Consider the following 25471-nt stretch of genomic DNA (forward strand, 5'->3'; position numbering starts at 1 on the left):
GAACCCTGATCTCTTCCCTCCCGCCACCCCTACCACGACACCGGGGCCCAGTGCCCGCCGTCACCCCCGCCCGTGGTGTGCGCGGTCCGGCGGCGGCCGTCGTCCGGGCACCGGCCCGGTCCTCGTACGCTGACCGGGTGGTCGCTCCCCCCCTCGCGTCGGGTCAGCCCGCCGCCGACACCCCGCCCGCCCGCAGCCGGGACGTGCGCGGCACGCTGCTGCGGGTCGTGCTCGCGGCGGTCGGCGGCGGCCTGGTCTTCCTCAGCTTCCCGCCGCGCACCGCGTGGTGGCTGGCCCCGGTCGGGTTCGCGGTCCTCGGGGTGCTGCTGCACGGCCGGCGGATGCGCGCGGGCTTCGGGTTGGGCCTCGTGTGGGGTCTGGGGTTCATGGTGCCGCTGCTGCGGTGGACCGGCGAGTTCGTCGGGATGATCGCGTGGCTGCCGCTGGCGCTGGTGTGCGCGGTGCTGATCGGCCTGGGCACGATGCTGATGGCGCGGGTGTCGACGTTGCCGGTCGCGCCGCTGTGGATGGCGCTGCTGTGGGTGGCCGACGAGCTCCTGCGCGGCGTGTTCCCCTTCGGCGGCTTCCCGTGGGGCAAGATCGCGTTCGGCCAGCCGGAGGGCTGGTACCTGCCGCTGGCGTCGGTCGGCGGGGCACCGCTGATCGGGTTCGCGGTGGCGCTGACCGGTTTCGCGCTGGCCCGGCTGGGCCGCGCCTGGCGGGTCGCGCTGCCCCTGGCGGTGCTGCCGCTGGCGGGCGGGCTGGTGACCACCCCGTTCGTCGGCACCGCCCCGGACCAGGGGACCGCGGTGGTCGCGGCGATCCAGGGCAACGTGCCGCAGGCCGGGCTGGACTTCAACGCCCAGCGCCGCGCGGTGCTGGACAACCACGTGAACCGGACCCTGGAGCTGGCGCGGGCCGTCGCGGAGGGCCGGGAGAGGCAGCCGGACCTGGTCGTCTGGCCGGAGAACTCCTCCGACATCGACCCGTTCCGCAACGCCGACGCCGCCGCGCAGATCGACCGGGCGGCCCGGTCGATCAAGGCCCCGATCGCGGTCGGCGCGGTCGTGGTGGACGAGTCCGACGGCCTGCCGCGCAACACCGTCGTGCTGTGGGACCCGGAGCGCGGCCCGGTCGACAGCTACACCAAGCGGCAGCTCCAGCCCTTCGGCGAGACGATGCCGATGCGGTCGTTCTTCCGGCTCTTCACCGAGACGGTGGACCGGGCGGGGACCTTCCAGCCGGGCACCGACCCGCAGGGCTTCGAGATGGGCCGCGCCAGGGTGGCCATCGACACCTGCTACGAGGTCGCGTTCGACGGCGTGGTGCGCGACTCGGTGCTGGCGGGGGCGAACATCATCGCGATCCCGACGAACAACGCCACGTTCGGCTTCACCGAGATGACCTACCAGCAGTTGGCCATGTCGCGGGTGCGGGCGGTGGAGCACGGCAAGGCCGTGGTCGTCGCGGCCACCAGCGGGGTCAGCGCGATCGTGCGGCCCGACGGCGAGGTCACCCGGCGGACCGGGATGTTCACGCCCGACGCGCTGGTGGCCGAACTGCCGCTGCGCGGGGAGGCTACGCTGGCCACCCGGTTCGGCGCTTGGCCCGAGTGGGTGATGTCCGCCCTGGGTCTGCTGGCCGTGGCGTTCGGCTTGACAGTGACACGACGAGGATCGCGTCCGGCCCCTGGTGCGGGGACCGGCGAGGAGGAAACGGATGGCGGACCAGCAGGCGCAGCCTGACCGCGAGCTCGGGCCGGTGCTGGTGGTGATCCCGACCTACAACGAGCGGGACAACATCGGGAAGATCGTGAAGCGGCTGCACGCGGCGCTGCCGAAGGTGCACGCGCTCGTGGTCGACGACGGCAGCCCGGACGGCACCGGGGAGCTGGCCGACGAGTTGGCCGCCGCCGACGACCGCGTGCACGTGATGCACCGCACCGAGAAGGCCGGGCTGGGTGCCGCCTACGTGGCGGGCTTCCGGTGGGCGCTGGAGCACGGCTACGACGTCGTGGTGGAGATGGACGCGGACGGCTCGCACGCGCCGGAGGACCTGCCCCGGCTGCTCGACGCGCTACGCGACGCCCACCTGGTGCTGGGTTCGCGGTACGTGCCCGGCGGCAGCACGGTGAACTGGCCCTGGCTGCGGCAGGTGATCTCGCGCGGCGGCAACGTCTACTCCCAGATCGCGCTGGGCACGAGTGTGAAGGACATCACGGGCGGGTACCGGGCGTTCCGGGCCGAGGTGCTGCGCCGGATGAGGCTGGACACGGTGGCCTCGCAGGGCTACTGCTTCCAGATCGACCTGGCGTGGCGGGCCATCGAGCTGGGCTACCGGGTGGTCGAGGTGCCGATCACGTTCACCGAGCGTGAGCTGGGCGAGTCGAAGATGAGCGGCAACATCGTGCGGGAGGCCCTGCTCCGCGTCACGAAGTGGGGCCTGCGCCGCCGTTACACGCAGTTGCGGGAGCTGTTCGCGCCCAGGCCGAAGGCCGGGGCGAAGCGCTAGCCGCCGGGGCGGGCTTCGGCCCCTCCGGCAGCTCCGACGAACGGTTCCGAGTGCGAGAAGGGGCCCGCCGAGTCGCTCGGCGGGCCCCTTCCGGCGTGGTCGGGCGGTCAGGCGGTGCGGGTGCGCCGTCCCCTCAGCTCCTCCAGCCGCTCGTCCAGGAGCTCCTCCAGCTCCGGGATGGTGCGGCGCTCCAGGAGCATGTCCCAGTGCGTGCGCGGCGGCTTGACCTTCTTCGCCTCCGGCTCGACGCCGTCGATGATCTTGGATTCCGTCCCGTGGAGACGACACTCCCAGGTGTGCGGGATCTCGGCGTCGTCGGAGAACGGAACCTCGAAGTCGTGGTTCTTGGGGCAGGCGTACCGCACCGACCGGCGCGGGGCGAGGTCGTGATTGCGGTCGGTCTCGTAGCTGACTGCTCCGAGCCGGCTACCCCGTAGAACGCGGTCGGCCATGGCGGTGTCCTTTCGCTCGGCTCAGGGCCGGGGCCCAGGCTGGTGCTCACCGAGTGCAACGACCGGACTGCTCCGTTCGTTCCCGGCTTGGCGGTCATCGTCGCCCACAGTGACGTCTTTCACCCGTCAACGAAGGCTTCCTCCTAAGGGATGCACTCGCGGCGGGATCGTGACGCGTTATCAGGCTGTCGGGCTACTTCATCACACGGATGGAGCAGTACCCGCAGAAAGTGTGCGGCTGCGACAGCTTAGACCGAACACGTAGGGCGATGTTACGGCGGGTTTAACTCGACAACAGTGACGACTGTCATGCTTGTGGTCACGGAAAGTTATTTGGGTGGCCTGGGGCCTAGTGCACACGCTCCGTGCCCGCACGATCGTGCTGCGTGTTTGCCAACTCCTGGGATCACCCGTCCGGCCCGCACCCAAACGTTGGTCCGTGGAATTTATTCCTGCGATGATTTCAGTGTGTACTTAAAGATCATTCCCGAACGCGGTCGGCGAGCCGGTCGAGGAACACCCGCTGGGCCGTGACCAGCTTCGCGGCGGCCTCGGCGAGGGGCACCCAGGCCACCCGGTCGACCTCGGGGTACGCGCGCAGCGCCCCCGAGCCGGGGGGCCACTCCAGCTCGAAGGTGCCGGGGACGACCAGCGCGGGGTCCAGGTCGCCCTCCAGGGCCCACGCGTGGACGGTCTTGCCGCCGGACTGCCGTACCTCGCCCAGGGGGACCAGCTCGCCCTCCGGGACGGGCAGGCCCAGTTCCTCGGCGAACTCGCGGCGGGCGGTGGCCGGCAGCGGCTCGTCGCCCTCGGGCTCGCCCTTGGGGATGGACCAGGCCCCGGCGTCCTTGCGCGCCCAGAACGGGCCGCCCATGTGGCCGATGAGCACTTCGACGCCGTCGGGCGTGCGGCGGTGCAGCAGGATGCCCGCGCTGATCTTCCCTGTCACGGGGGACAGTGTGGCGGGTCGGGTGGCGGGGCCGTCGAGCGAGTCCGGTCGGGTGCACGGGGGTGGGACGGCAGCGGGCGCGATCCGGACGATCACCGCTTCGGGCTCCCGCACGTCGGGTGGACGTCATGCGCGCGGGGGGCGGGTTCCGGGTGACGGTGATCCGTTGCGTGACGGATCGGGCGGGCCGCGTGCCCCGCGCGTGTGGTGGGCGGTGCGCCGTGTGGTGACGTCCGGGTGGGCGGGTGTGGGGGTGCCGCGCCCTGCCGAGTCTGGTGTGGACATTCACGAACGGATGTCCGCACAGGAGGTTCCGCAGTGAAGAGTGTTCGTGCCCTGGTCGTGGTCGTCCTGGCGTGTGACGCCGGCGAGGACGGCGACGTCGAGGGCTTGAGGCGAGTGGGTGTGGAGCGGCCTGTGGCGATCGGGGCGGGCGACGCCTCGACGCGGTGATGCGAGCGGTGACGCGCCGGGGACGTGGCCCGTCTCCGGCGCGGTTCGCTCGTCGGGTGGCGGGGGAACGGCTCAGGTGAGGCTGAGCTGGCGGCCGTCGACGGCGTGGGGGCCCAGTTCGCCGGTGCGGTAGTGCCGCCGGCACAGCACCTGGTAGCGGACCTCGTCGGCGGTGTGGGCGGTGGTGTCCGCGACCAGGACGGTGTCCCCGGCGCGGACGATGTCGCCGTCGTGCACGCGGGCGTTGAACCGGCCGGGGTGGCCGCACCAGCACAGGACCTCGACCTGGATGGCGCTCAGCTCGTCGGCGAGTTCGAACAGCCGGCGCGAGCCCGGGAACATGGCGCTGCGGAAGTCGGTGGCCAAGCCGAAGCAGTAGACGTCGAGCTGGGCGTCGTCGGCGAGTTCGGCGAGCTGGTCGACCTGCTCGGCGGAGAGGAACTGGGCTTCGTCGACGATGGCGTAGTCGACCCGGGTGCCCGCCGCCCAGCGCTCCCGGACCAGCGCGCACAGGTCCATCCCCTCGTGCACCTCGACGGCGTTGCGGGCCAGGCCCATGCGGCTGGAGATGGTGGGGGTGCCGGAGCGGTCGTGGCGGACCAGGAGGAGGCCGCTGCGGCCCTGGCGGGCCTGGTTGTGGTCGATCTGGAGGGCGAGGGTGGACTTGCCGCAGTCCATCGGCCCGAAGAAGAAGCGGAGCCGGCCGGTGGGGGCGATGCCGCGTCGTGCCCCGGCGGCGGGCACGGAGGACAGGGCGTCGGTCGGGTCGGTGCGGGGATTCGTGGGCTCCACGGCGGCCCACCTTAGTGGGCGAGGGGGCGGCGGTGGCGTGTGGATCACCGCGCGGACGCGCTGAGCAGGGCGTCCGCGCGGCGGGTGGTCCGGCGGGGCGTGTTGCCGGAACACACCAATCGTTGTCACAACACTCTATTGTTTCAGTGACGGCCGAAAAAGATGCTCACCACCAGGTGGCGGCCCGGGTGGGGAACTCCGGCAACATCAGCCGGGGACGGGGGAGAGGCGCTCGGCGAGCCAGCCCTCGATGTCGTGCAGCGCGGCTCGGGCCATGCCGGTGGCGGCGGTGGTGAAGCCGTGCGGTGCCTCGGGGTAGATCCGGAGGTCGACGTCGCCGCCGGCCGCCGAGACGCGGCCCGCCATGGCCAGGTTGTCCTCCAGGAGGACGTCGAGGCTGCCGACGACCATCAGCAGCGGGGGCAGGCCGCGCAGGTCGCCGTAGACGGGGGAGATGTCCGGCGCGGTGCGGTCGGCGACGTGGCCGACGTAGGCCCGGAGGAAGTACTCGTCGGCGATCAGCCGTCCGGCGGGGGTGAGGCCGCTGAGGTCGTAGGTGCCGAACTGGAGCGCGGCTCCGGCGAACGCGTCGGCGGTGCCGTGATCGCGCAGGCGCAGCAGGGTGGTCACGGCGAGCGTGGAGCCCGCCGAGAAGCCGCCGATCGTCAGCCGGGTCGTGCCGAAGCGGGCCTGGGCCCGTTCGACGAGCCACCGGGCCGCCGTCTCGCAGTCGTCGGGGGCGGCGGGCCACGGGTGTTCGGGGGCGAGCCGGTAGTCCACGCCCACGACGGCGATGCCGAGGGCGTCGGCGAGCTGCTGGTTGCGCGCGTCGCCCCGCGCGGCCGATCCCAGGTAGAAGCCGCCGCCGTGGAGGGTGAGGTGGACGCCGCGCGGTGCGGTGTCGCGGGGGAGCAGGACCCTGACCGGTACGTGTCGGCCGGCGGCTTCGACGACCTCGGTGACGGCGGTCGTGTCGGCGGGGGAGAGGCTCGCCTGCCTGGCTCGTGCCGCGTGCACCTCGTCCAGGTCGGCGGGGCCTTTCATGGGCGCTGTCGCGGCGTTGAGCGCGCGGCACTCGTCGATGTGCACGGTGAGCCTCGGGTCGAACAGGCTCGTCAATCCCCACTGCATGTGTGTTCCCCCGGTGTCCGGTGGGCCCACGGACGTGGGCTCGCCGGACATCATCGCGGTCGGAGGGGGTCGACCAGCATGTGCACGAGTTGCTCGACGCTGACGTGCCACGTTTCCGTGGCCAGGTGGCCGCTGAGCTCCATCCCGGCGATGCCGTAGGCGCTGGACATCAGCAGAGCGCCGTACCGGGGGGCGTCGGCCTCGCCGACCACGTCCGCGACGAGTGCCAGGAACTGGTTCGCGACGCGGTTCGCGGCCTCGGCGGCGGCCGGTGTGTTCGCCGGAGTGTTGAACATCAGGGCGAACAGGTGCGGTTGGCGGCGGGCGAGCGCGATGAGCGCCAGGAGTCCTCCTTCCAGCCGCGCCCGCACCGGGGTCTCGGGGGCCGCGCGGAGCCGGCCCGCCTCTTCTGCCAGTGAGTTCCACGCGTCGACGGCGAGCTGGGTCAGGAGGTGGTCCTTGTTCTCGAAGTGGCCGTAGGGCGCGCCTCGGGAGACTCCGGCCCGCGCGCCCACCGCGCGCAGGGTGACCGCGTCCGGGCCGCCTTCGTCGAGCAGTTCGGAGGCGGCCCGGACGAGCGCTCGCCGTGTGGTCGCTGCGGTTTCCGCCCGGGTCACGCGGCCATCTTACTTGACAATGTCAGCCGAGATGCGACCATAGATCACATGACAACGTCACATGAAAGCCGGGGCGGCGGCCCTCGGAGCGGGGACGCCCGACCATGACGCCACCACCGCACGCCGTTCCCGACCTCGCCGACCGCACCGTCGTCGTCACCGGGACCACCTCCGGTCTCGGCCGTGCCCTCGCCGCCGTGCTGGCGGGGGCCGGTGCCCGGGTCCTGATGACCGCTCGTGACGCCGAGCGCGGAGCGGCGGCCGTCGAGCAGGTGCGGGCGGGTATCGACGGGCCGGGCTCGGCCGAACTCGTGCTGCTCGACCTGGCCGACCTCGCCTCGGTGCACGCCGCCGCCACCGACATCCGGGAACGCACCGGCGACCGGGTCGACGTACTGGTCAACAACGCCGCCGTGTCGCTGGGACCGCACGAGCGGACCCGGGACGGGTTCGAACTGCAAATCGGCACCAACCACCTCGGCCCGGCCGCGCTGACCTGGCTGCTCATGCCGGCGCTGCGCGCGGCCGGACGGCCGGCACGGCCCGCGCGGGTGGTCACGACGTCGAGCCTGGGGCACCGGACCGGCGGCCTCGACCTCACCGACCTGCACTGGGAGCGCCGCCGCTACTCGCCGACACGCGCCTACGGGGCCTCGAAACTCGCGAACCTGCTGTTCGCCGCCGAGCTCGACCGGCGACTGCGGGCCACCGGGGACCCGGTGGTCTCGATCGCCGCCCATCCGGGACTGACGGCCTCGGAGCTGCTCGCCAACGCCCTCGCCCGCAAGAGGACCTGGGGTGCCCGCATGCTCGTGTTGCCCGACCGGTACCTCTCCCAGCCGGTGGGCGCGGGCATCCGACCGCAGCTCCTCGCCGCCACGGGACCGGTTCGCGGTGGTGACTACCTCGGCCCGACCGGCCTGTTCGAGACCCGTGGCCCGGCCGGTCCCGCCCGCCGCACCGCGACCGCGCGGAACCCCGATCTCGCACGTGGGCTGTGGCAGCTCACCGCCTCCGTCACCGAGGTCACGCCAGACCCCTGACCGGCGACAACGCCCGCATGGTTGGTCATACCACTCTATTCCTTCAGTAAGAACAAAGATCAGTCCTCACACTCATCGGGTGCAAGTTCACCGACCCACCCTCCGCGCAACCGCCCAGACGGGACCGACACCCCTGGACGAGATATAACGCTGTGCGATATAACCTGCGTTGTGAGAGGTATTTCCGAGCAGGCGTTCCTGGTGCTCACGGCGTTGGCCGAGGAGCCGTTGCACGGGTACGCGATCGTGCGGTCGGTCGAAGTCCTGTCCGAGGGCCGGGTGGTGCTGCGGGTCGGCACCCTCTACGGCGTGCTGGACCGGATGGTCGCCGACGGGTGGGCGCAGCGGGACCGGGAAGAGGTCCACCAGGGCCGGCTGCGCCGCTACTACCGGCTGACCGACGCCGGGGTGCGGGCGTTGTCGGCCGAGGTGGCGCGGATGTCGGCGAACGTGCGGGCGGCGTCGTCGGTGCTGCGGGCGAGGGAGGCGCGGTGAGCTCGAACCTGGAACGCCGCTACCGGTGGTTGCTGCGGGTGCTGCCGGCCTGGTACCGGGCGGAGCGGGAGGAGGAGATGGTGGGGATCTTCCTCGTCGACCGGGACGACGGGACGGACCTGGAGCACGGCTGGCCGGGCTGGGGCGAGGCGGGGGCGACGGTGGGCCTGGCGGTGCGGGTCCGGTTCCGGGCGCGCAGCCGGGCGGGGGACGTGGCGCGGCTGCTGGCGTCGGCCGGGCTGGTGGGCCAGGTGGTGCTCGCGGCGCAGGGCGCGGTGTCGGCGGCGCGGTCCGGGGCGGTGTGGTCGCCCTGGTACGACGCCGTGGTGGTGGCGGCGTTCGCCGCGCTGGTGTCGGGCCGGGTGGTGTGGGCCCGGTGGCTGGTGGTGGTGCTCGCCGCGCTGGGTGCGGTGGCGGTGGGGTGGTCGTTCGTGGCGGTGGCACCGGTGTGGGTGGCGGCGGCGGCGGTGTGGCTGGGGTATCACCGGGAAGCGCCCCCGGTGGCGCGGGCGCGGTGGGTGGGCGCTGCGGTGGCGGGGGCGTTCCTGGGTGCGGCTTCGGCGTGGGTGTTGCCGTTGTCGCTGGTGACGTGGGTCGGCGCGGGGCTGATCACCACGGCTGTGGTGGTGGCGTTCCGGCCGTGGGCGGGTGGGCCCGGGGCGGCGTCGGCACCTGCCGGGTGAGCCGCCCGGCGGTCACACCTTGGCCGGTACCGGGTTGCCGGCGTCGACGATCGCCCGGCGCACCGGCACGAAGATCATCAGCACGAACCCGACGATGAAGAACACCACCAGCGAGATGATGGCGAGCCGGAACGAGCCGGTGGCCTGGCCGACGCCGGCGAAGACCAGCGGTCCCAGCCACGAGGTGGAGCGCTCGCCGACCTCGTAGAGGGAGAAGTACTGGGCTTCGCGGCCGGGCGGGATCATCTGGGAGAACAGCGACCGGGACAGGGCGTTGGTGCCGCCCAGGACGATGCCGATGCCGACGGCCAGCAGGTAGAACTGGACCTGCTGGCCGGTCTGGACGAAGTAGGCCGCGCCGATGACCACGATCCACACCAGCAGGCTGGTCATGATGGTGCGCTTGGCACCCCACCGCCTGGCCATCCGGCCGTGGACGACCGCGCCGCCGAAGGCGACGAACTGGACGATCAGGATGGTCGTGATCAGCACGGTCTCGTCGAGCTTGAGCTCGTCGCGGCCGTACTGGGCGGAGACGTTGGCGACGGTGGCGATCCCGTCGGTGTAGATCAGGTAGGTGCCCAGGAAGGCCAGGGTGAGCGGGAAGGTCTTGGCCTGGCGCAGGGTCTGGCGCAGTTCGCGGAACCCGGCGGTGACGACCGTCGCGCCGGATTCGCGCACGTGGGGTTCGTCGTGGCGCTTGAGGCGGGCGAGCGGGACGAGGGTGAACGCGGCCCACCACAGGCCGGACAGGACGAATCCGATGCGCACGGCGACGGCCTCGTCGATGCCGACGGCGTCGTGGCCGATGAACAGCCCGAGCTGGACGGCGAGGGCGAGGCCGCCGCCGAGGTAGCCGAAGGCCCAGCCGCGCGAGGAGACGGCGTCGCGTTCGTCGGGGGTGGCGATCTCGGGCAGGAAGGCGTAGTAGACGACGACCGACGAGCCGTAGCTCATGTTGGCGAGGATGAACAGGGCGATGCCCAGGTGCCAGTCGGTGCCGCCGACGAGGGAGAGGGCGGCGGTGGCCGCCGCGCCGGTGAAGGCGGTCCAGGCGAGCATGCGGCGCTTGTTGCGGGTGCGGTCGGCGATGGCTCCCATGATGGGCAGCACGAGCACCTGGACGACGGTGGCGATGGAGAGCAGGTAGCCCCACAGCGACCCGGCGGGCACGTAGCCGCCGAACACGGAGATGTCGCACTGTTGCAGGGAGCTGGTGGCGCACGCGTCGGGCCCGTTGCGGGCGACGTCCTCACGGGCGGCTTCCTTGGCCACGGCGGTGAGGTAGCCGGAGAGGAAGACGGTGATCACGGAGGTGGGGAAGACCTGGTTGGCCCAGTCGTACCAGATCCATCCGCGTTGTTCCCGCTTGCGGTCGATCGCGGGTGCAGGGGTGTCGGCCACGCTCATGGGCGGGGACTGTACTTCCCCGTCCGGGCGGCGGTGGTGATCATCGCCAAGCTGTTGCCATTCAGCCGCCCGCCCACACCCCGCGCGTGGTGAGCACGTCACGCAGGAGGTCGGGGCGGTCGGTGACCAGGCCGTCGACACCGGTGTCGAGCAGGGCGGTCATCCGCGCGGCGCTGTCGACGGTCCACACGTGCACTTCCATCCCGCGTCGGTGGGCGGCGCGCACGAAGCGCCGGTCGACGACCGTGAGGCGGCCTTGGGTGGGGGGCACCTGGGCGATGCGGCCGGGGACCGGCAGGCGCAGCGCGGGCACCCGTCCGCACGCCCACAGCGCGCCGGCGGCGCGTGGTCCCAGGGAGGTCATCAGGTCGGGGCCGGCGAGGCGGCGCAGCCGGGCCAGGCGGGCGTCGGAGAAGGAGGCCAGGCACACCCGGTGCAGCGCGCCGGTGGCGCGCAGCAGGTCGACGACGGGGCCGACGGCGTGGTCGGCTTTGACGTCGATGTTGAGCAGCGCGTCGGGCAGCTCTTCGAGCAGGTCGGCGAGCCGGGTGACCGGTTCGCGTCCGCCGACCCTGGCCCGGGAGACCGCCGACCAGGGTTGGGCGGCGACGGGGCCGGTGCCGTCGGTGGTGCGGTCGAGGGTGTGGTCGTGGTGCACGACGACGACGCCGTCGGCGGTGGCGTGGACGTCGGTCTCCAGGTAGCGGAACCCTTCGGCGGTGGCGCGCCGGAACGCCGCCAGCGAGTTCTCCATGCCGTCCAGCTCGTCGAGGTGCCAGCCCCGGTGGGCGTAGGCCCGGGGGTGCGGTCCGGACAGGTAGGGGTGCTTCGCGGTCACGGGTGGAGTGTGCCGTGGCGGCGTGGCGCGGGGGTGACCGGTGGGTAGCGGGATACCGTCGCGCGCCATGGAGCTGGTGACCGAGGTGGTCGCGTCGCGTCGGGAGGAGGCCAGGCACTGCGCCTGGTGCGGTCGTCGGCTGCCCGACAGCGGCCGGATCGGGCGGCCTCGCCGGTACTGCGCGCAGCCGTGCCGGCAGCGGGCCTACGAGCGGCGCGCGGCGGTGCAGCGGGGCGGGCTGCCGGAGGACGCGGTGGTGTTGTCGGCGGCGGAGCTGGCGGACCTGCAAGACCGGTTGTTCCAGTTGCGGTGCGCGGCGGAGGACGTGGTGACGGCGGCGTCGGACGGCGCGGACGCGGCCGAGCTCAGGCGGCTGGCGGAGGAACTGGTGGACAACGCGCGCGGGCTGGAGCGGTTGCGCTGAGGCCGGTGGCCCGGTGGCCGGCGGGTGTCGGGCCGGGTGGTCCGGGCGTCGGCTTGCCGGGCGTGCGCGGGCTCCACCATCATGGCCCGCGGGGTGGCGAGGAGGGTTCGTGGACGGCGACGGCGCGTTGCACCGGGAGGTGCTCGACCGGGCCGATGTGGGTTTCGGCGTGACCGACGGCGATGGTGTGCTGCGCTGGGTGAACCCGGCGTTGGCGCAGATCCTGGGTGTCGCGGCGGACCGCGTGGCGGGCCGGTCGCTGCCGGCGCTGCTGCCCGGTGTGCCCGAGCGGCCCCGGTCGGGGTTGGCGCTGCTGGCACCGGCCGGCTACCGGGAGGGGCACCGGTGGCTGGAGGTGACCTGCCGGCGGTTGGCCGCCGACGACGCGCCGCCCGGTGGCGGGTCCGGTGAGCTGCTGTACCGGGTGGCCGACGTGACGGCGTGGCGGGACCGGGAGCTGGAGGCCACGCACGAGGCGGACGCGTTGCGCCGGGCGCAGGTGCTGGGCCGGATGGGCACCTGGGAGTGGCACATCGCCGAGGACCGGATGGTGTGGTCGGACACGCTGCTGGCGGTGTTCGGGTTCGCGCCGGGCACGGTGCTGGACTTCGACGCCTACACCGCGCTGGTGCACCCGGAGGACCTCTCGACGGTGCAGGCCACGCTGGAGGAGGCGATGCGGTCGGGGGCGGGGTTCTCCTACACCCACCGGCTGCGGGTGCCCGACCGGGGCGCGGAGCGCTGGCTGGAGTGCTTCGGGGAGTTCGTGGCCGGCGCGGACGGGGTGCCGGTGCGGGCGTGGGGCAGCGCGCACGACATCACCCGGGCGCGGCGGGTGCACGACGAGCTGCTGGCGCTGGCCGAGCAGGACCCGCTGACGGGGTTGGCGAACCGGCGGGCGGTGACCCGGGAGCTGGAGCGCCGGCTGGGCGCGGGCGGCACGGGGTCGCTGCTGCTGCTGGACCTGGACAACTTCAAGGACGTCAACGACCTGCGCGGGCACGCGGTGGGCGACCGGCTGATGAAGACCCTGGCGGTGGCGTTGCGGTCACGGCTGTCCGGGGCGCAGACGATCGGCCGGCTGGGCGGCGACGAGTTCGCGGTGGTGCTGCCGGGCTGCTCGGCGGCCGAGGCGGCGGTGGTGGCCGACGGGCTGCGCGACGCGGTGGCGTCGCTGCCGCTGGTGGCGGCCTCGGCGCACGTGACGGTGTCGACGGGGGTGGCCGAGTACGGGGCGGGCGACACGTGGGAGCTGGTGCTGGGCAACGCCGACCTGGCGCTCTACGCGTCGAAGGCGGCGGGCCGGGACCGGGTGACGGTCTACGAGCCGGGCCACTACGCCGACACCGCGAAGCGGGTGTCGGTGATGGACCGGGTGCGGGCGGCGCTGGAGGGCGGCGGGCTGGCGCTGCACGCGATGCCGATGGTGCAGTTGGCCACCGGCCGCACGCTGGGCCACGAACTGCTGCTGCGCCTGGAGGACGGCCAGGAGCCGAGGCTGGGCCCGGCGGAGTTCCTGCCCGAGGCGGAGCGCTCCAACCTGGTGCTCGACATCGACCGGTGGGTGCTCTCGACCGCGATCGACGCGCTGGTCCGCCACCCGCACCTGGACCTGCGCTTCAACGTCAACGTGTCGGGCCGCACGCTGGAGGACGAGGACTTCGGCGGGTTCGTGCTCGACCGGCTCGCCACGGCGGGGGTCGCGCCGGGCCGGCTGGGGTTGGAGATCACCGAGACGGCGGCGGTGACCAACCTCGACGCCGCGCGCGCCCTGGCGGTGCAGCTGCGCGGGTTCGGCTGCCGGATCACGCTGGACGACTTCGGGTCGGGGTTCGGGTCGTTCGTCCACCTCAAGCACCTGCCGATCACCGGGATCAAGATCGACGGGGAGTTCGTGCGCGGGATCGACGAGCGCTCCACCGACGCGGTGCTGGTCGCCGGGATCGTGGAGATCGCGCGCGGCCTGGGGTTGTCGGCGGTGGCCGAGTGGGTGGAGCGGCCCGCGCAGGTCGCGACCCTGATCGGTTTGGGCGTGCGGGTGGGGCAGGGGTTCCACCTGGGCCGCCCGGTGCCGCTGGGGCAGATCCTTTCGGCCGATCCGGTGAATCCGAACGGAGCATTGTCCCCACCGCCGGCGGGTGCGGAGGATGGGGCGCGTTCCTGATCTCCCCGCCGCCCGATGGGAATCCCGTGACCGCTCCTTCCAGCAGCCCCGTGCGCGGTGTGCGCCGCGTCGAGCTGACCGCCGCCGACCCCGAACCGGTCGCCGACTTCTACGCCCACCTGCTCGGCTGGGTCGTGATCGCCGAGCCCGGCGGGGTGTTCTCCGGCTGGGTCGGCGACCGGTTGGCCGTGCGGGTGCGGCCCGGCGGGGACGGGTTCCACGTCGTGTTCGCGGGCGGGGACCCGCGCGGGCTGCGCGCGGGCGCGTCGGTGGACCGGGGCCGGGTGCTGCACGGGCCGTGGGCCCCGCAGCCGCGACCGGGGGAGCCGTGCTGGGTGGAGTACGCGGGCGCGGCGGACGACGACTACTGGGCCGGTGAGCTCGGGTGGCGCAGCCGCACCCCCGACGAGCCGTTCACCGTCTACGACACCGCCGTCGGGCACCGTCCGGTCGCCGGGCGGCTGGCGGCCGGCGGGCAGGGCTGGCTGTGCTACTTCTCGGTGCCCGACGTGGCGCAGGCCGCGTCGGTGGCGGCGCGGACCGGCGGCCGGGTGGTGGTGCCGCCGGGCGAGGGGCCCACCGGGCTGGCGGCCCGGCTCGCCGACCCCTCGGGCGCGCGGTTCGCGGTGGTGCAGGACCCTCCCGGCTGGGGCGGGGCCTGGCACGGCGGCTGACCGGTCAGGCGTTGCCGGGCTTGGGGTCGGAGGGCGGGACGGCGGCGGCGGGGAAACCGCCGGTCGCGATCGGCCCCCACCGCTCGACCTGCACCCGGATCAGCACCTTGTCCTGGCGCAGCATCGCCGCCCGGTACCCGTCCCAGTCGGGGTGCTCGCCGGCGGTGCCGCGGTAGTAGTCCACCAGCGGCTCGACCGCCTCGGGCACGTCGAGCACCTCGGCGCGCCCGTCGACCTGCACGTGGGGGCCGTCCCAGTCGTCGGAGAGCACGCACAGCGCGACCCGCCCGTCGCGCCGGGCGTTGCGGGTCTTGGCGCGGCCCGGGTAGCTCGACACCACGATCCGGCCCTGCCCGTCGAGCCCGCAGGTCACCGGCGAGACCTGCGGGCGGCCGTCGCGGCGGGTGGTGATCAGCAGGGCGCGGTGGCGGGGGCGCAGGAACTCCAGCAGCCCGGCCCGGTCCGGCGTGCGCTCGGTGGCGATCCTCGGCATCGGGCCAGCCTAGGAGAGGACCGGCCGGGTGCCCGGGTCTCCGGGCGTGACGGCACCGGATCGGCCTACCGCCCACCGGGTCACCCGGGGGGAGCAGCCGTCCGGGGGCTTTCGCGGCTCCCGGATGTGAACGCCCTGCTCAACGTCCCGGACACCGCGCCGGCGGTGCGCCGGCTCCCGACCACCCGCCCACGACCGCGCCCCCGGCGGTGTCAGGACGGCACCGCCGGGCCCGGGTCGTCGATCACCTTCGGCACCGGGCGCAGGACACGGCCCGCGAGCACCGCCGACACCGCCAGCAGCCCGGCGCACACCCACATGCCCGCCACCGCGCCGTCGACGAACGCCTGCCGCGCCACGGCCACCAGCGGGCCCGCCACCTCCGCCGGCAACCCCGCCGCCGCGTGCAGCGTCGCCGCCAACGACTCGCCCGCCGCCGCCGGCACCCCCGCCGGCACCCCCGCCGGCAGCGCCAAATCGTCCCGGTAGACCGCGCCCAGCACGCTGCCCAGCACCGCGATCCCCAACGCCCCGCCCACCTCGGTCGCGGTCTCCGAGATCGACGCCGCCGCACCCGCCCGCTCGCGGGGCACCGAGGCCAGCACCGTGTCGTTGGTGACCGCGAACGCCAACCCCACCCCCGTCCCGTAGACGACCATCGCGGGCAGGACCGACCAGAACGTCGTACCGACCGACAGCGCCGCGGCGAAGAGCCCGAACCCCGCCGCCGTCGACCCCAACCCCAACGCCACCACCGCCGCCCGGCCCCACCGCGCCACCAGCGGACCCGCCAACCCGCCGCCGACCGCCGCGCACACCCCGCCCGGCAGGCCGCCCAGCCCGGCCTGCAACGGCGTCCACCCCAGCACCAGTTGCAAGTACTGGGCGAGGATCAGCGACAGCGACAGGCTCGCGAACATCGCCACCAGCGTCGCCCCGATCGACGCCGAGAACGCCCGCACCGCGAACAGCCGCACCTCGATCAACGGCTCCTCCAACCGGGTCTGCCGCCGGCCGAACACCGCCAGCGCGCCCACCCCCACCGCCGCCGCGACCAGCGCGGCCGGGCCGACCCCGCCGTGCGCGGCCTCCTTCACCGCGTACACCAGCGCCACCACACCCACCACCGAGAGCACCACCGAGAGCGGGTCCAGCCTGCCCGGGGCCGGGTTGCGCGACTCCGGCAGCACCACCACGCCCACCACCACGATCAACGCCACCACCGGCACGTTCACCAGGAACACCGAACCCCACCAGAACCGCTCCAGCAGCAGCCCGCCCACGATCGGCCCCACCGCGAACCCCGCCGCGCCCACCCCGCTCCACACCCCGACCGCGGTCGTGCGCTCCCGGGCGTCGGTGAACACGTTGCGGATGATCGACAACGTCGAGGGCATGATCGTCGCCCCCGCCACCCCCAGCAGCGCCCGCGCCGCGATCAGCAGCTCCGGGGTCGGCGCGTAGGCCGTGCACACCGACGCCACCCCGAACCCGGCCGCGCCCACCAGCAGCAGCCGCTTGCGCCCCCACCGGTCGCCCACGTTGCCCATCGTCACCAGCAGACCCGCCAGCGCGAACCCGTAGACGTCGGCGATCCACAGCACCTGCGTCGCCGACGGCCCCAGGTCGGCCACCAGCGCCGGCACCGCCAGGTGCAGGACCGTCAGGTCCACCGCCAACAACAGCACCGCCAGGCACCCCAACACCAACGTGCCCCACTTGCGGGTCCCACTCGTCATGCGCGGCAGCCTGCACCGGCCCGCGCACCGCTCACGCACGAAGCGCTGACAGCACCCCGTCGCGCCCCAGGCCCGCGCCCCGCCCCGACAGCGCCTCGAACACCTCCGCGCCCAACGCGGCACGCGCCGCCCGGTGCGCCCGCGCCACGTCCGGGTCCGCCGCCGCCACCGTGCCGCGCAGCCCCGCCGCCGCGCCCACCAGCAGCGCCGCCGCCCGCGCGTCCCCCTCGGCCAGCGCCAACGACGCCCGCGCGTCCGCCGCCCGCGCCACGATCATCAGGTTGCCCCACTCCGCGCCCGACTCCACCGCCAGGTCCACCGCCGCCCGCGCCGCCACCGGATCACCCTCGGCCAACGCGACCCGCCCCACCGCGATGTGGATCATCGCCCGCACCTCCTCGGGCCCGAACCAGCCCGACGGGCACACCCGCAACGCCTCCGCGCACCACCGCCGCGCGCCCACCAGGTTACCCCGGTACCGGCACACCTCCGCCATCCCCAACCGGACCTGCGCCAAGGTCTCCACCGCGCCCTGCGACCGCGCCGACTCCGCGGCCCGCTCCAGATCCGCCCACGCCGCGTCGAACTCGCCCCGGTGGCACGCCCACTCCGCGCGGCGAACCACCATGGTGGCGACGTGCTCGGTCGCCCCGAACGCGCCGGAGAGCTCCAGCGCCTCGTCCAGCAACCCCACCGCCGAATCCGGCTCTCCCGCCGCCCACGCCAGATCCGCGAGCTGCACCAACACCGCCGACATGCCCCACCGCTCACCCAACGCCCGAAACCCCGCCAGCGCCCGCCGGTGCGCCTCCCGCGCCGCCGCCACCTGCCCGGCGTACTGGTACTGCATCCCCAACCCCAGCAGCGACAACGCCTGCGACCACGGATCGGGGCCGATCAGGTCCCCGCGCGCGCTCGACGACGGCCGCGCCACGTAGGCCATGCCCCACAGCATCGTCAGGTACGGGCGGGTCGGCGGGCCCCGGTAGCCGTCGGGCACCATCTGCTTCGGCGACGGCGCGCCCGGCAACTCCTCCTCCCGCGTCCCCGTCGACGACGCGTTCAACGCGCACAGCAAGTACTCCTCGGCCAACCCCGGCGGGGCGGTCGCACCCACCGCCGCCACCACCTCACCGGCCAGCGCCGCGCCCTCCGACCGCAGCCCCTGGAGCCAGAAGTACCAGCCCAGCTCCGCCATCAACCGCAACGCCAGGTCGTGGTCGGCCCCCGCCGCCCACCGCACCGCGGCCTTGAAGTTCTCGTGCTCCTCGGCCAGCACCGCCAGCCACCGGAGCTGCTCGGCGCGCAACAGGTGCGGCGCGGCCCGCACCGCCAACCCCAGCAGCCACCGCGCGTGCGCCTGCCGCACCCCCTCCCGCTCCCCGGCCTCCACCAGCCGCCGCGCGCAGAACGCCCGGATCGTGTCCAACATCCGAAACCGCCGCCCCGACACCTCCACCAACGACTTGTCCACCAACGACGGCAACAGCTCGTCGGTGCCCGCCACCCCGCACACCGCCGCCGCCGACTCCCACGTCACCCCACCGGAGAACACCGTCAACCGGCGCGCCAACGCCTGCTCGTCGGCGTCCAACAGGCCCCAGGACCACTCCACCACCGCGTGCAACGTCCGGTGCCGCGCCGCCGCCGCCCGCGACCCCCGCGACAACAACCGGAACCGGTCGCCCAACCGGGCCGCGACCTCCGCCACCGGCAGCGACCGCACCCGCGCCGCCGCCAGCTCGATCGCCAGCGGCATCCCGTCCAACGCCCGGCAGATCTCCACCACCAGCGGCCCCGACACCGCGTCCACCACGAACGAGGGGTTCACCGCCGCCGCCCGGTCGGCGAACAACCGCACACCGGGGGAGTCCAGGTCGCCCACCGCCAGCGGCGGCACCGGCCGCACCGACTCGCCGGTGATCCCCAACGCCTCCCGGCTCGTCGCCAGCACCCGCAACCCCGGGCACGCCGCCAACAACCGGCCCACCAGCACCGCCGCGTCGATGACCACGTGCTCGCAGTTGTCCAGCACCACCAGCACCGACCGCTCGGCCAACGCCGCCACCAGCCGCTCCACCGGCGAGGAGACCGACCGCACCCCGTCCTCGCGCAACCCCAACGCCGCCACCACCGCCTGCGGCACGTCCCCGCCCACCCCCACCGGAGCCAGGTCCACGAAGAACACATCACCCGGATCGGTCGACGCCACCTCCACCGCCAACCGCGTCTTGCCCGCCCCGCCCGGACCCGACAACGTCACCAGCCGCCCCGCCGCCAACGCCTCGCCCACCAGCCGCACCTCCCGCGCGCGACCCACGAAACTGGTCAACTGCGCGGGCAGCACGTGCCGGGCGGGCGAGCGCTCACCCCGCACCACCTCCAGGTGCGCGGCGGCGAGCCCGGGGGAGGGGTCCGCGCCCAACTCCTCGGCCAACTCCCGCCGGGTCCGCTCGAACAACGCCAACGCCTCGGCCTGCCGGCCCTCCCGGTGCAGCGCCCGCACCAACCGCGCCACCAACCGCTCCCGCAGCGGGAACCCCTCCACCAACTCCCGCAGCACCGCCACCGACGCCACGTCGTGGTCCTCCACGGCCCGCAACCGCAGCTCCTCCCACCGCGCCGCCGCCACCGGCGCGAACGGGGCACCGCCCACGTCCCGCAGCGCCGGACCGCGCCACAACGCCAACGCCGCACCCGGCGACCCCCGGGCCAACAACTCCTCGAACCGCAGCGCGTCGACCTCCGCCGGGTCCACCACCAGCCGGTACCCGGCGGGGGAGCGCTCCACCTCCACGTCGAGCAGCGAACGCAACCGCGACACCTGCGACTGCACCGCGTTGCCCACCCCGGCCGGCGGCGCGTCCCCGTAGAGGGCGTCGACCAGCCGATCCACCCCCACGACCCGCCCGGCGTCGATCACCAACACCGCCAACAACGCCCGCAACCCAGGCCCACCGACCGGGATCTCCGTCCCGTCCGCGCGCCGCACCACCATCGGACCCAACACAGCGAACCTCACGCGCCAGGATTGTTCCCCACCCGCGCACCCCCGCGACGCCGATCGCCCCACCCGCACCGCGAACCGGCCCGCTCAGGCCCGCCGGACACCGCCCTGTCCCGGAGCCTGGAAGCCGCCGATCCGCTGCTCCAGCAGCTCGGCCAGCCGCAACGGGGTGCGGTCCTCGAACATCGGACCGATGAGCTGCACCCCCACCGGCAGGCCACCGCAGGACCGGCCCGCCGGCACGGCGGTGGCGGGCAGACCCGGCATGGTCGCCAGACCGGCCCAGACGAGCTGGTCGAAGTAGGGGTGGTCGACCCCGTCGACATCGAGCCGCCGTGCCAGCGGATCGGGATCGTGGTCGTGCGGGAACGCCGGAGTCGGCGTGATCGGACACACCACCACGTCGAACTCCGCGAACAACCGCCGCCAGCCCTGCCGGTGCAGCTCACGACGGTGGTCGACCTCGATCCAGTCCCGGTGGCCCAACACCATCCCGCGCAACCGCGCCGCGTCCAGACTCCCGTCCCGCGCATCCAGCCCGGCCGCACGGGCCCGCAGCAACTCGAAGGAGTCGACGGGAAAACGAGCGACCGAACCCGAGAACTGCAACTGCGTGTAGAGCGTGGCGGCCTCGGTCAGATCCGGCAGCAGCGCAGTACGCCGCTCCACACGGGCACCGCCGTCGGCCAGCGCACCGGCCACCCGGTCCACGCCCGCCCGCACAGCGGACCCGGTCGCGATCAGCGGATGCTCGTCGAGCACCAGGACCCGGAAATCACCGAGCCGCCCGTGACGCGCGGGCGGCAACGCCACCTCATACGCCCTGCCCAGCGTCAACGGGTCCGGCCCGGCCATGACGTCGAGCAGGAGCACCAGATCGCGCGCGGTGCGCGCCATCGGACCGACGACGGCGAGATCGGGCTCGACCGGCAACACCGGCTCCGACGGCGCGACCATGCCCCGGGTCGCCGCCAGCCCGCGCGAGGGCTTGTGCGCGTAGACGCCGCAGAAATGCGCCGGAGTGCGCAGCGACCCGGCGAGATCGGACCCGATGGACAACGCGCCGAACCCCGACGCCAAAGCCGCCGCCGACCCACCGGAGGACCCACCCGGCGTGCGACCGTGATCCCACGGATTGACAGTCGTGCCGTAGATCTCGTTGAAGGTCTGGATGTCCTGCAACCCCAACGGCACGTTGGTCTTGCCCAACACCACCGCACCCGCAGCCCGCAACCGCGCCACCTGCACCGCGTCCTCGGCCGGCATCCAGTCCCGGTGCTGCGGCATGCCCCAGGTCGTGGGCAGCCCGGCCACGTCGTAGGACTCCTTGACCGTCACCGGGACACCGAGCAGCGGCCGGACCTCACCACGGGCCCGCGCCCGGTCGGCACCACGCGCGGCCACCCGCGCACGGTCGAAGTCCCGCACGCAGACCGCGTTGACCACCCCGTCGTCCCGCTCGATACGGGAAATCGCCTCATCGGTCAGTTCCACCGAGCTCACGTCACCGGCGCGCAACGCGGCCGTCAACTCCTCGGCCGATCGAAAACCCCATTCCATGAATTCGACCGTAACGGCCTCCGGAGCAAGCCATAAAATGCCATTTCGCGCAACGACGCGGCTCCCGAGAGTCCACACCCCCAGGAGCCGCGCACCGCCCAGTCCCCGCTCAGTCCCGCTTGAGCGAACCATCCGGCACAGCCCGCGCCATGATCTCGTCCACCACCGCGTTCTTCGCATCCGCGTAGTTCTGCACGAACTCCCAATCGCGCGCCGACAACTCCCGCTTCACCGCCTCGTACCGCCCGCGATCGCCCTCATGCGTCCGCAACCAGTCCCGGAACGTCCGCATCCACCGCACCTGCGAGTCCCCGTCCGAGAACACGTGCAGGTTGACGTCCGTGTCCGGCCCCTTGAACAACCGGTGCTCATGCCACTCCGGCTCCCGCACCCGCAACACGTACCCCACCGCCGCCAACGGCGGCACGTACACCGACTCGTCCGACGAATCCGCCACCACCAACAAGACATCGATGATCGGCTTCGCCGCCAACCCCGGCACCGACGTCGACCCCACGTGCTCCAACGCCACCACCACACCACCCAGCGCCGCCCGCACCCGCGCCGCCTCCCGCTCGAACAACCCCGGCCACGCCGGGTCGTACTCCACGACCACCACCCGGCCGTCCAACCGCGCCGGCGGCGCGACGTGAGCCGCCACGATCTCCTCCTCCGTCGACACGAAACGGTCGCCCACCATGACCACCCCTCCGAAAATAGGCAGTCGACCAGAATAAACCAGTCAACCCGGCAGCCGCGACGGATTTCCCACCGCGAACACCTCCCCGTCCCGCCCCACCCGCGCCCGCACCTCATCCGCCACGAACACCAACTCCGCGGGCGACCGGCAACCCCGCACCTCGTCCCACGTCACCGGCGTCGACACCGACGGCACCGCCCGCGCCCGCAACGAGTACGGGGCCACCGTCGTCTTCGCCGGGTTGTTCTGCGACCAGTCGATCAACACCCTGCCCGTCCGCCGCGCCCGCGCCATCGACCACACCACCTCACCAGGCGACTCCGCCGACAACCGCCGCGCCACCGCCTTCGCGTACTCCGCAGTCCGCTCCGGAGAAGACACCCGCACCGGCGCGTACACCTGCAACCCCTTCGCCCCCGACGTCTTCACCACCGGCGACAACCCGTCACCCACCAACACCCCGCGCAACCGCTCCGCCACCCGACAGCACTCCACCACCGTCGCCGGCGCACCCGGATCAAGGTCGAACACCACCAGATCAGGACAGCGCCGCGCCCCCCGCGCACCCACCACCCACTGCGGCACGTGCAACTCCAACGCCGCCAGGTTCGCCAACCACACCAGCGTCGCCAACTCCTCCACCACCACGAAATCCGCGAACTCCGCACCCCGCGACGACCCCGGCGTCCCGATCCGCACCGTCCGCACCCACTCCGGCGCGTGCGACGGCACGTTCTTCACAAAGAACGACCGCCCGCCCACCCCGTCCGGGAACCGCCGCACCGTCAACGGCCGACCCGCCAGGTGGGGGAGCAGCACCGGCGCGATCCGCGTGTAGTAGTCGATCACCTCGGCCTTGGTGAAACCCACCTCCGGGTACAGCACCTTGCCCAGGTTCGTCAGCGTCACCCGCCGCTCACCGACCCGCACCACCGTCCCCTCCACCAACCCGACGCACCTCCTCCGGCACCCGATCCGGCCGCAACCCCCGCCACGTCGGAAACCGCATCCGCCCCTCCGCGGTCCACTGCCGGTGCACCACCTCACCCACCAACACCGGACGTACCCACCGCGCACCCCGCGCCCGCTCCCGGGGCACCTCCGACGAGAACGGCGACCTCGCCACCTCCAACCCCCGCAACCGCTCGGTCAACCCCCGCAACTCCGCATCCCCGAACCCCGTCCCCACCGACCCCACGAACACCAGACCCACCCCGTCCGGCACCCCCAACAACAACGACCCCACCACCCCCGCCCGCTTGCCCCCACCCGGCCGCCACCCGCCGATCACCACCTCCTGCGGCTCCACCTCCGTCACCTTCACCCACCACGCGGACCGCACCCCCGGCACATACCGCGAATCCAGCCGCTTCGCCACCACCCCCTCCAACCCCTGCTCCCGACTCGCCGCCAACACCTCCGCACCCGCACCCGGGAACGACCTCGGCACCAACCAGTGCCGCCCCGCCAACCCCAACCCCTCCAACAACTCCCGCCGCCGCCAATAGGGCAACCCCAACGTCGACACCCCGTCCAGGTGCAGCACGTCGAACACCAGGAACGTCACCGGCACCCGCGCCGCCAACCGCCGCGCCGCCGCCCCGCTCGCGTGCAACCGCTGCTGCAACGCCCCGAAACTCGGCCGCCCACCCGCGAACGCCACCACCTCGCCGTCCAACAACACCTGCGTCGACCCCAACGCCCCACCCAACGCCCGCAACTCCGGGTACACCGCCGTGATGTCGTTGCCCGCCCGCGACACCAACCGCACCCGGCCGCCCTCCACCCGCGCGACCGCCCGCACCCCGTCCCACTTGAACTCGAACGCGTACTCGTCCGACCGCTCCGGCAACCCCGACGACGCCGTCGCCAACATCGGCTCCACCGACTCCGGCAACGCCACCCACCCCGGCCGCACCGCCCCCTGCCGCCGACGCACCATCCAGCCCCGGTCCGAACCCCCGCGCCCCGACGCGCCACCCCGGAAGAACACGAACCCACCCTCGACACGAGACCCGTGCAGCACCACGTCGACCTCGCGGTCACTCCACTTCACCGTCTCGTACCGGCCCCGGTCCCACACGAACACCCGCCCCGCCCCGTACTCGCCCTTCGGGATCACCCCCTCGAACGACGCGTACTCCACCGGGTGGTCCTCCGTGCGCACCGCCAGGTGGATCGTCCCCGGCTCAGCGGGCAACCCCTTCGGCACCGCCCACGACACCAACACCCCACCCCGCTCCAACCGCACATCCCAGTGCAGGCTCGACGCGTGGTGCTCCTGGATCACGAACGTGTCATCAGCGCCATGGGGGAGCAGCGCGCCCACCGCCGGCACCGGCTCCGGCGTCCGCCCCGCGACCCGCTTCCTCCGGTACTCCGACAGGTCCCCGGCCATCCCGCACGCCCTACGCGGGCTTCGCCTTCTTCTTCGCCGAGGCCTTCTCCGGAGCCTTCTCCGACTTCTCGCCCGACTTCGCCCCACCCGACGACTTCGCCGCCGACCGCGACGACGACCGCGACGACTTCGCGGACTTCCCACCCGACTCACCCCGCGACGACCGCGCCTGCTCCACACTGCGCTCCAACGCCGTCATCAAGTCGATCACCTCACCCGGCTCCTCCGGCTCCGGCCGCGCCGGCAACTCCGCACCCTCCGCCTTCGCCTCGATCAACTTCTGCAACGCCACCGTGTAATCGTCCGAAAAACCACCCGGGTCGAACGACCCCGCCATGCTCTCCACCAACGACGACGCCATCCGCAACTCCTGCGGACGCACCTCCACATCCCCGTCCAGAAAATCGAAATCCGGCTTCCGCACCTCATCCGGCCACAACATCGTGTGCATCACCAGCAGGTCGTCCCGAGCCCGCAACATCGCCAACGTCTCCCGCTGCCGAATGGTGATCTTCACCACCGCCAACTGGCCCGACTTCGCCAACGCCGTCCGCAACAACACATAAGGCCGCGCCGCCGCCTTGTCCGGCTCCAGGTAATAGCACTTCTGGAAGAAGATCGGATCGACCTCCTCCGCCGGCACGAACTCCACCACCTCGATCGCGTGATCGGTGCTGACCGGCAGCGTCTCGAAATCCTCATCCTCCAACACGACCAACCGGCCGTCGTCCAACTCGTAGCCCTTCGCGACATCCGCGAACGCCACCTCTTCACCGCACACCTGGCACACCCGCTTGTAACGGATCCGCCCACCGTCCTCGCGGTGCACCTGGTGGAACCGGAAGTCGTGCTCCTCCGTCGCCGTGTACAACCGCACACCGATAGTGACCAACCCGAAGGAAATCGCCCCGCGCCACACGGACCTCATCCCACGTGCG

The 25471-nt window shown here is 73.2% G+C and carries 24 protein-coding genes; 9 read left to right on the forward strand and 15 right to left on the reverse strand.

Features of this window, described 5'->3' with window-relative positions:
- Positions 1-137: 137 nt before the first annotated feature.
- Both lnt and AB0G01_RS15735 read left to right on the forward strand, forming a co-directional pair.
- Entirely contained in the window at positions 138-1745 is a 1608-nt protein-coding gene (lnt, locus tag AB0G01_RS15730) for an apolipoprotein N-acyltransferase (protein ID WP_360945373.1), read from the forward strand.
- Complete coding sequence (locus tag AB0G01_RS15735) at positions 1720-2511, forward strand: polyprenol monophosphomannose synthase (RefSeq protein ID WP_360945376.1); 792 nt, start codon at positions 1720-1722, stop codon at positions 2509-2511. Before lnt ends, AB0G01_RS15735 begins: the two co-directional genes overlap by 26 nt.
- A 107-nt stretch (positions 2512-2618) precedes the next feature.
- Here the strand turns inward: AB0G01_RS15735 and AB0G01_RS15740 are convergent, their stop codons facing one another.
- Positions 2619-2963, reverse strand: a complete 345-nt coding sequence (locus AB0G01_RS15740; RefSeq protein ID WP_360945379.1) for an RNA polymerase-binding protein RbpA — start codon at positions 2961-2963, stop codon at positions 2619-2621.
- A 481-nt stretch (positions 2964-3444) separates the two neighbouring features.
- Positions 3445-3912, reverse strand: coding sequence for an NUDIX domain-containing protein (locus tag AB0G01_RS15745; protein WP_360945382.1), 468 nt, complete (start codon positions 3910-3912; stop codon positions 3445-3447).
- A 318-nt stretch (positions 3913-4230) separates the two neighbouring features.
- Here AB0G01_RS15745 and AB0G01_RS15750 point away from each other — a divergent pair, with 318 nt between their 5' ends.
- Positions 4231-4365: a hypothetical protein gene (locus AB0G01_RS15750; RefSeq protein WP_360945385.1), complete on the forward strand. Its 135-nt coding sequence runs from the start codon at positions 4231-4233 to the stop codon at positions 4363-4365.
- Positions 4366-4437: 72 nt separating this feature from the next.
- Here AB0G01_RS15750 and AB0G01_RS15755 read toward each other — a convergent pair whose 3' ends face one another.
- The 3 genes from AB0G01_RS15755 to AB0G01_RS15765 all read right to left on the reverse strand — a co-directional run bounded on the left by AB0G01_RS15755 (position 4438) and on the right by AB0G01_RS15765 (position 6905).
- On the reverse strand, positions 4438-5157 hold the full coding sequence (locus tag AB0G01_RS15755) for a thymidine kinase (protein ID WP_360945388.1): 720 nt from the start codon (positions 5155-5157) through the stop codon (positions 4438-4440).
- A gap of 207 nt (positions 5158-5364) precedes the next feature.
- Positions 5365-6288, reverse strand: coding sequence for an alpha/beta hydrolase (locus AB0G01_RS15760; protein WP_360945391.1), 924 nt, complete (start codon positions 6286-6288; stop codon positions 5365-5367).
- 50 nt (positions 6289-6338) lie between these two features.
- Positions 6339-6905, reverse strand: a complete 567-nt coding sequence (locus AB0G01_RS15765) for a TetR/AcrR family transcriptional regulator (RefSeq protein WP_360945394.1) — start codon at positions 6903-6905, stop codon at positions 6339-6341.
- Between the two features lie 104 nt (positions 6906-7009).
- On the opposite strand from AB0G01_RS15765, the gene AB0G01_RS15770 reads away from it, so the two are divergent.
- From AB0G01_RS15770 to AB0G01_RS15780, 3 genes are all read left to right on the forward strand, one after another.
- Complete coding sequence (locus AB0G01_RS15770; protein ID WP_360945397.1) at positions 7010-7948, forward strand: SDR family NAD(P)-dependent oxidoreductase; 939 nt, start codon at positions 7010-7012, stop codon at positions 7946-7948.
- 171 nt (positions 7949-8119) lie between these two features.
- Positions 8120-8443 (forward strand): PadR family transcriptional regulator, encoded by a 324-nt coding sequence (locus AB0G01_RS15775; RefSeq protein ID WP_360945400.1) that lies wholly within the window; start codon positions 8120-8122, stop codon positions 8441-8443.
- On the forward strand, positions 8440-9126 hold the full coding sequence (locus AB0G01_RS15780; RefSeq protein ID WP_360945403.1) for a hypothetical protein: 687 nt from the start codon (positions 8440-8442) through the stop codon (positions 9124-9126). Before AB0G01_RS15775 ends, AB0G01_RS15780 begins: the two co-directional genes overlap by 4 nt.
- A 12-nt stretch (positions 9127-9138) precedes the next feature.
- On the opposite strand, the gene AB0G01_RS15785 is transcribed toward AB0G01_RS15780, so the two are convergent.
- On the reverse strand, positions 9139-10536 hold the full coding sequence (locus AB0G01_RS15785) for an MFS transporter (RefSeq protein WP_360945406.1): 1398 nt from the start codon (positions 10534-10536) through the stop codon (positions 9139-9141).
- Positions 10537-10597: 61 nt separating this feature from the next.
- Positions 10598-11374: a glycerophosphodiester phosphodiesterase family protein gene (locus AB0G01_RS15790; RefSeq protein ID WP_360945409.1), complete on the reverse strand. Its 777-nt coding sequence runs from the start codon at positions 11372-11374 to the stop codon at positions 10598-10600.
- A 67-nt stretch (positions 11375-11441) separates the two neighbouring features.
- Here AB0G01_RS15790 and AB0G01_RS15795 point away from each other — a divergent pair, with 67 nt between their 5' ends.
- From AB0G01_RS15795 to AB0G01_RS15805, 3 genes are all read left to right on the forward strand, one after another.
- Positions 11442-11798: a hypothetical protein gene (locus AB0G01_RS15795; RefSeq protein ID WP_360945412.1), complete on the forward strand. Its 357-nt coding sequence runs from the start codon at positions 11442-11444 to the stop codon at positions 11796-11798.
- Positions 11799-11907: 109 nt separating this feature from the next.
- A complete protein-coding gene (locus AB0G01_RS15800) occupies positions 11908-13962 on the forward strand; it encodes an EAL domain-containing protein (protein ID WP_360945415.1) in 2055 nt (684 codons plus the stop codon).
- A 26-nt stretch (positions 13963-13988) separates the two neighbouring features.
- A complete protein-coding gene (locus AB0G01_RS15805; RefSeq protein ID WP_360945418.1) occupies positions 13989-14636 on the forward strand; it encodes a VOC family protein in 648 nt (215 codons plus the stop codon).
- A gap of 4 nt (positions 14637-14640) precedes the next feature.
- Here the strand turns inward: AB0G01_RS15805 and AB0G01_RS15810 are convergent, their stop codons facing one another.
- The 8 genes from AB0G01_RS15810 to AB0G01_RS15845 all read right to left on the reverse strand — a co-directional run bounded on the left by AB0G01_RS15810 (position 14641) and on the right by AB0G01_RS15845 (position 25461).
- Positions 14641-15129: a PPOX class F420-dependent oxidoreductase gene (locus AB0G01_RS15810; protein WP_360945421.1), complete on the reverse strand. Its 489-nt coding sequence runs from the start codon at positions 15127-15129 to the stop codon at positions 14641-14643.
- A gap of 212 nt (positions 15130-15341) precedes the next feature.
- Positions 15342-16868 carry an MFS transporter gene (locus AB0G01_RS15815; protein WP_360945424.1) on the reverse strand — a complete coding sequence of 509 codons (1527 nt, stop codon included), beginning with the start codon at positions 16866-16868 and terminating at the stop codon, positions 15342-15344.
- A gap of 31 nt (positions 16869-16899) precedes the next feature.
- Positions 16900-19890, reverse strand: a complete 2991-nt coding sequence (locus AB0G01_RS15820; protein WP_360945427.1) for a BTAD domain-containing putative transcriptional regulator — start codon at positions 19888-19890, stop codon at positions 16900-16902.
- 72 nt (positions 19891-19962) lie between these two features.
- Positions 19963-21435 (reverse strand): amidase, encoded by a 1473-nt coding sequence (locus AB0G01_RS15825; protein ID WP_360945430.1) that lies wholly within the window; start codon positions 21433-21435, stop codon positions 19963-19965.
- 109 nt (positions 21436-21544) lie between these two features.
- Positions 21545-22135 carry a GrpB family protein gene (locus tag AB0G01_RS15830; RefSeq protein WP_360945433.1) on the reverse strand — a complete coding sequence of 197 codons (591 nt, stop codon included), beginning with the start codon at positions 22133-22135 and terminating at the stop codon, positions 21545-21547.
- Between the two features lie 42 nt (positions 22136-22177).
- On the reverse strand, positions 22178-23080 hold the full coding sequence (gene ligD / locus AB0G01_RS15835) for a non-homologous end-joining DNA ligase (protein WP_360945436.1): 903 nt from the start codon (positions 23078-23080) through the stop codon (positions 22178-22180).
- Positions 23052-24533, reverse strand: coding sequence for a non-homologous end-joining DNA ligase (gene ligD, locus AB0G01_RS15840; RefSeq protein WP_360945439.1), 1482 nt, complete (start codon positions 24531-24533; stop codon positions 23052-23054). The genes ligD (AB0G01_RS15835) and ligD (AB0G01_RS15840) overlap by 29 nt, the downstream gene beginning before the upstream one ends.
- Positions 24534-24543: 10 nt before the next feature.
- Positions 24544-25461 (reverse strand): Ku protein, encoded by a 918-nt coding sequence (locus tag AB0G01_RS15845; RefSeq protein WP_360945442.1) that lies wholly within the window; start codon positions 25459-25461, stop codon positions 24544-24546.
- Positions 25462-25471: the final 10 nt, after the last annotated feature.

This window comes from Actinosynnema sp. NPDC023587 (genome assembly GCF_040640215.1).
GTDB lineage: Bacteria > Actinomycetota > Actinomycetes > Mycobacteriales > Pseudonocardiaceae > Actinosynnema.

Bases quoted from the DNA above. Each gene is read 5' to 3' on its own strand.
- AB0G01_RS15770 (WP_360945397.1), top strand. From the start codon at position 7,010: ATGACGCCACCACCGCACGCCGTTCCCGACCTCGCCGACCGCACCGTC.
- AB0G01_RS15825 (WP_360945430.1), bottom strand. From the start codon at position 21,435: ATGGAATGGGGTTTTCGATCGGCCGAGGAGTTGACGGCCGCGTTGCGC.
- AB0G01_RS15810 (WP_360945421.1), bottom strand. From the start codon at position 15,129: ATGCCGAGGATCGCCACCGAGCGCACGCCGGACCGGGCCGGGCTGCTG.
- AB0G01_RS15785 (WP_360945406.1), bottom strand. From the start codon at position 10,536: ATGAGCGTGGCCGACACCCCTGCACCCGCGATCGACCGCAAGCGGGAA.
- AB0G01_RS15845 (WP_360945442.1), bottom strand. From the start codon at position 25,461: ATGAGGTCCGTGTGGCGCGGGGCGATTTCCTTCGGGTTGGTCACTATC.
- AB0G01_RS15795 (WP_360945412.1), top strand. From the start codon at position 11,442: ATGGAGCTGGTGACCGAGGTGGTCGCGTCGCGTCGGGAGGAGGCCAGG.
- ligD (WP_360945439.1), bottom strand. From the start codon at position 24,533: ATGGCCGGGGACCTGTCGGAGTACCGGAGGAAGCGGGTCGCGGGGCGG.
- AB0G01_RS15830 (WP_360945433.1), bottom strand. From the start codon at position 22,135: ATGGTGGGCGACCGTTTCGTGTCGACGGAGGAGGAGATCGTGGCGGCT.
- AB0G01_RS15760 (WP_360945391.1), bottom strand. From the start codon at position 6,288: ATGCAGTGGGGATTGACGAGCCTGTTCGACCCGAGGCTCACCGTGCAC.
- AB0G01_RS15740 (WP_360945379.1), bottom strand. From the start codon at position 2,963: ATGGCCGACCGCGTTCTACGGGGTAGCCGGCTCGGAGCAGTCAGCTAC.
- AB0G01_RS15735 (WP_360945376.1), top strand. From the start codon at position 1,720: ATGGCGGACCAGCAGGCGCAGCCTGACCGCGAGCTCGGGCCGGTGCTG.
- AB0G01_RS15815 (WP_360945424.1), bottom strand. From the start codon at position 16,868: ATGACGAGTGGGACCCGCAAGTGGGGCACGTTGGTGTTGGGGTGCCTG.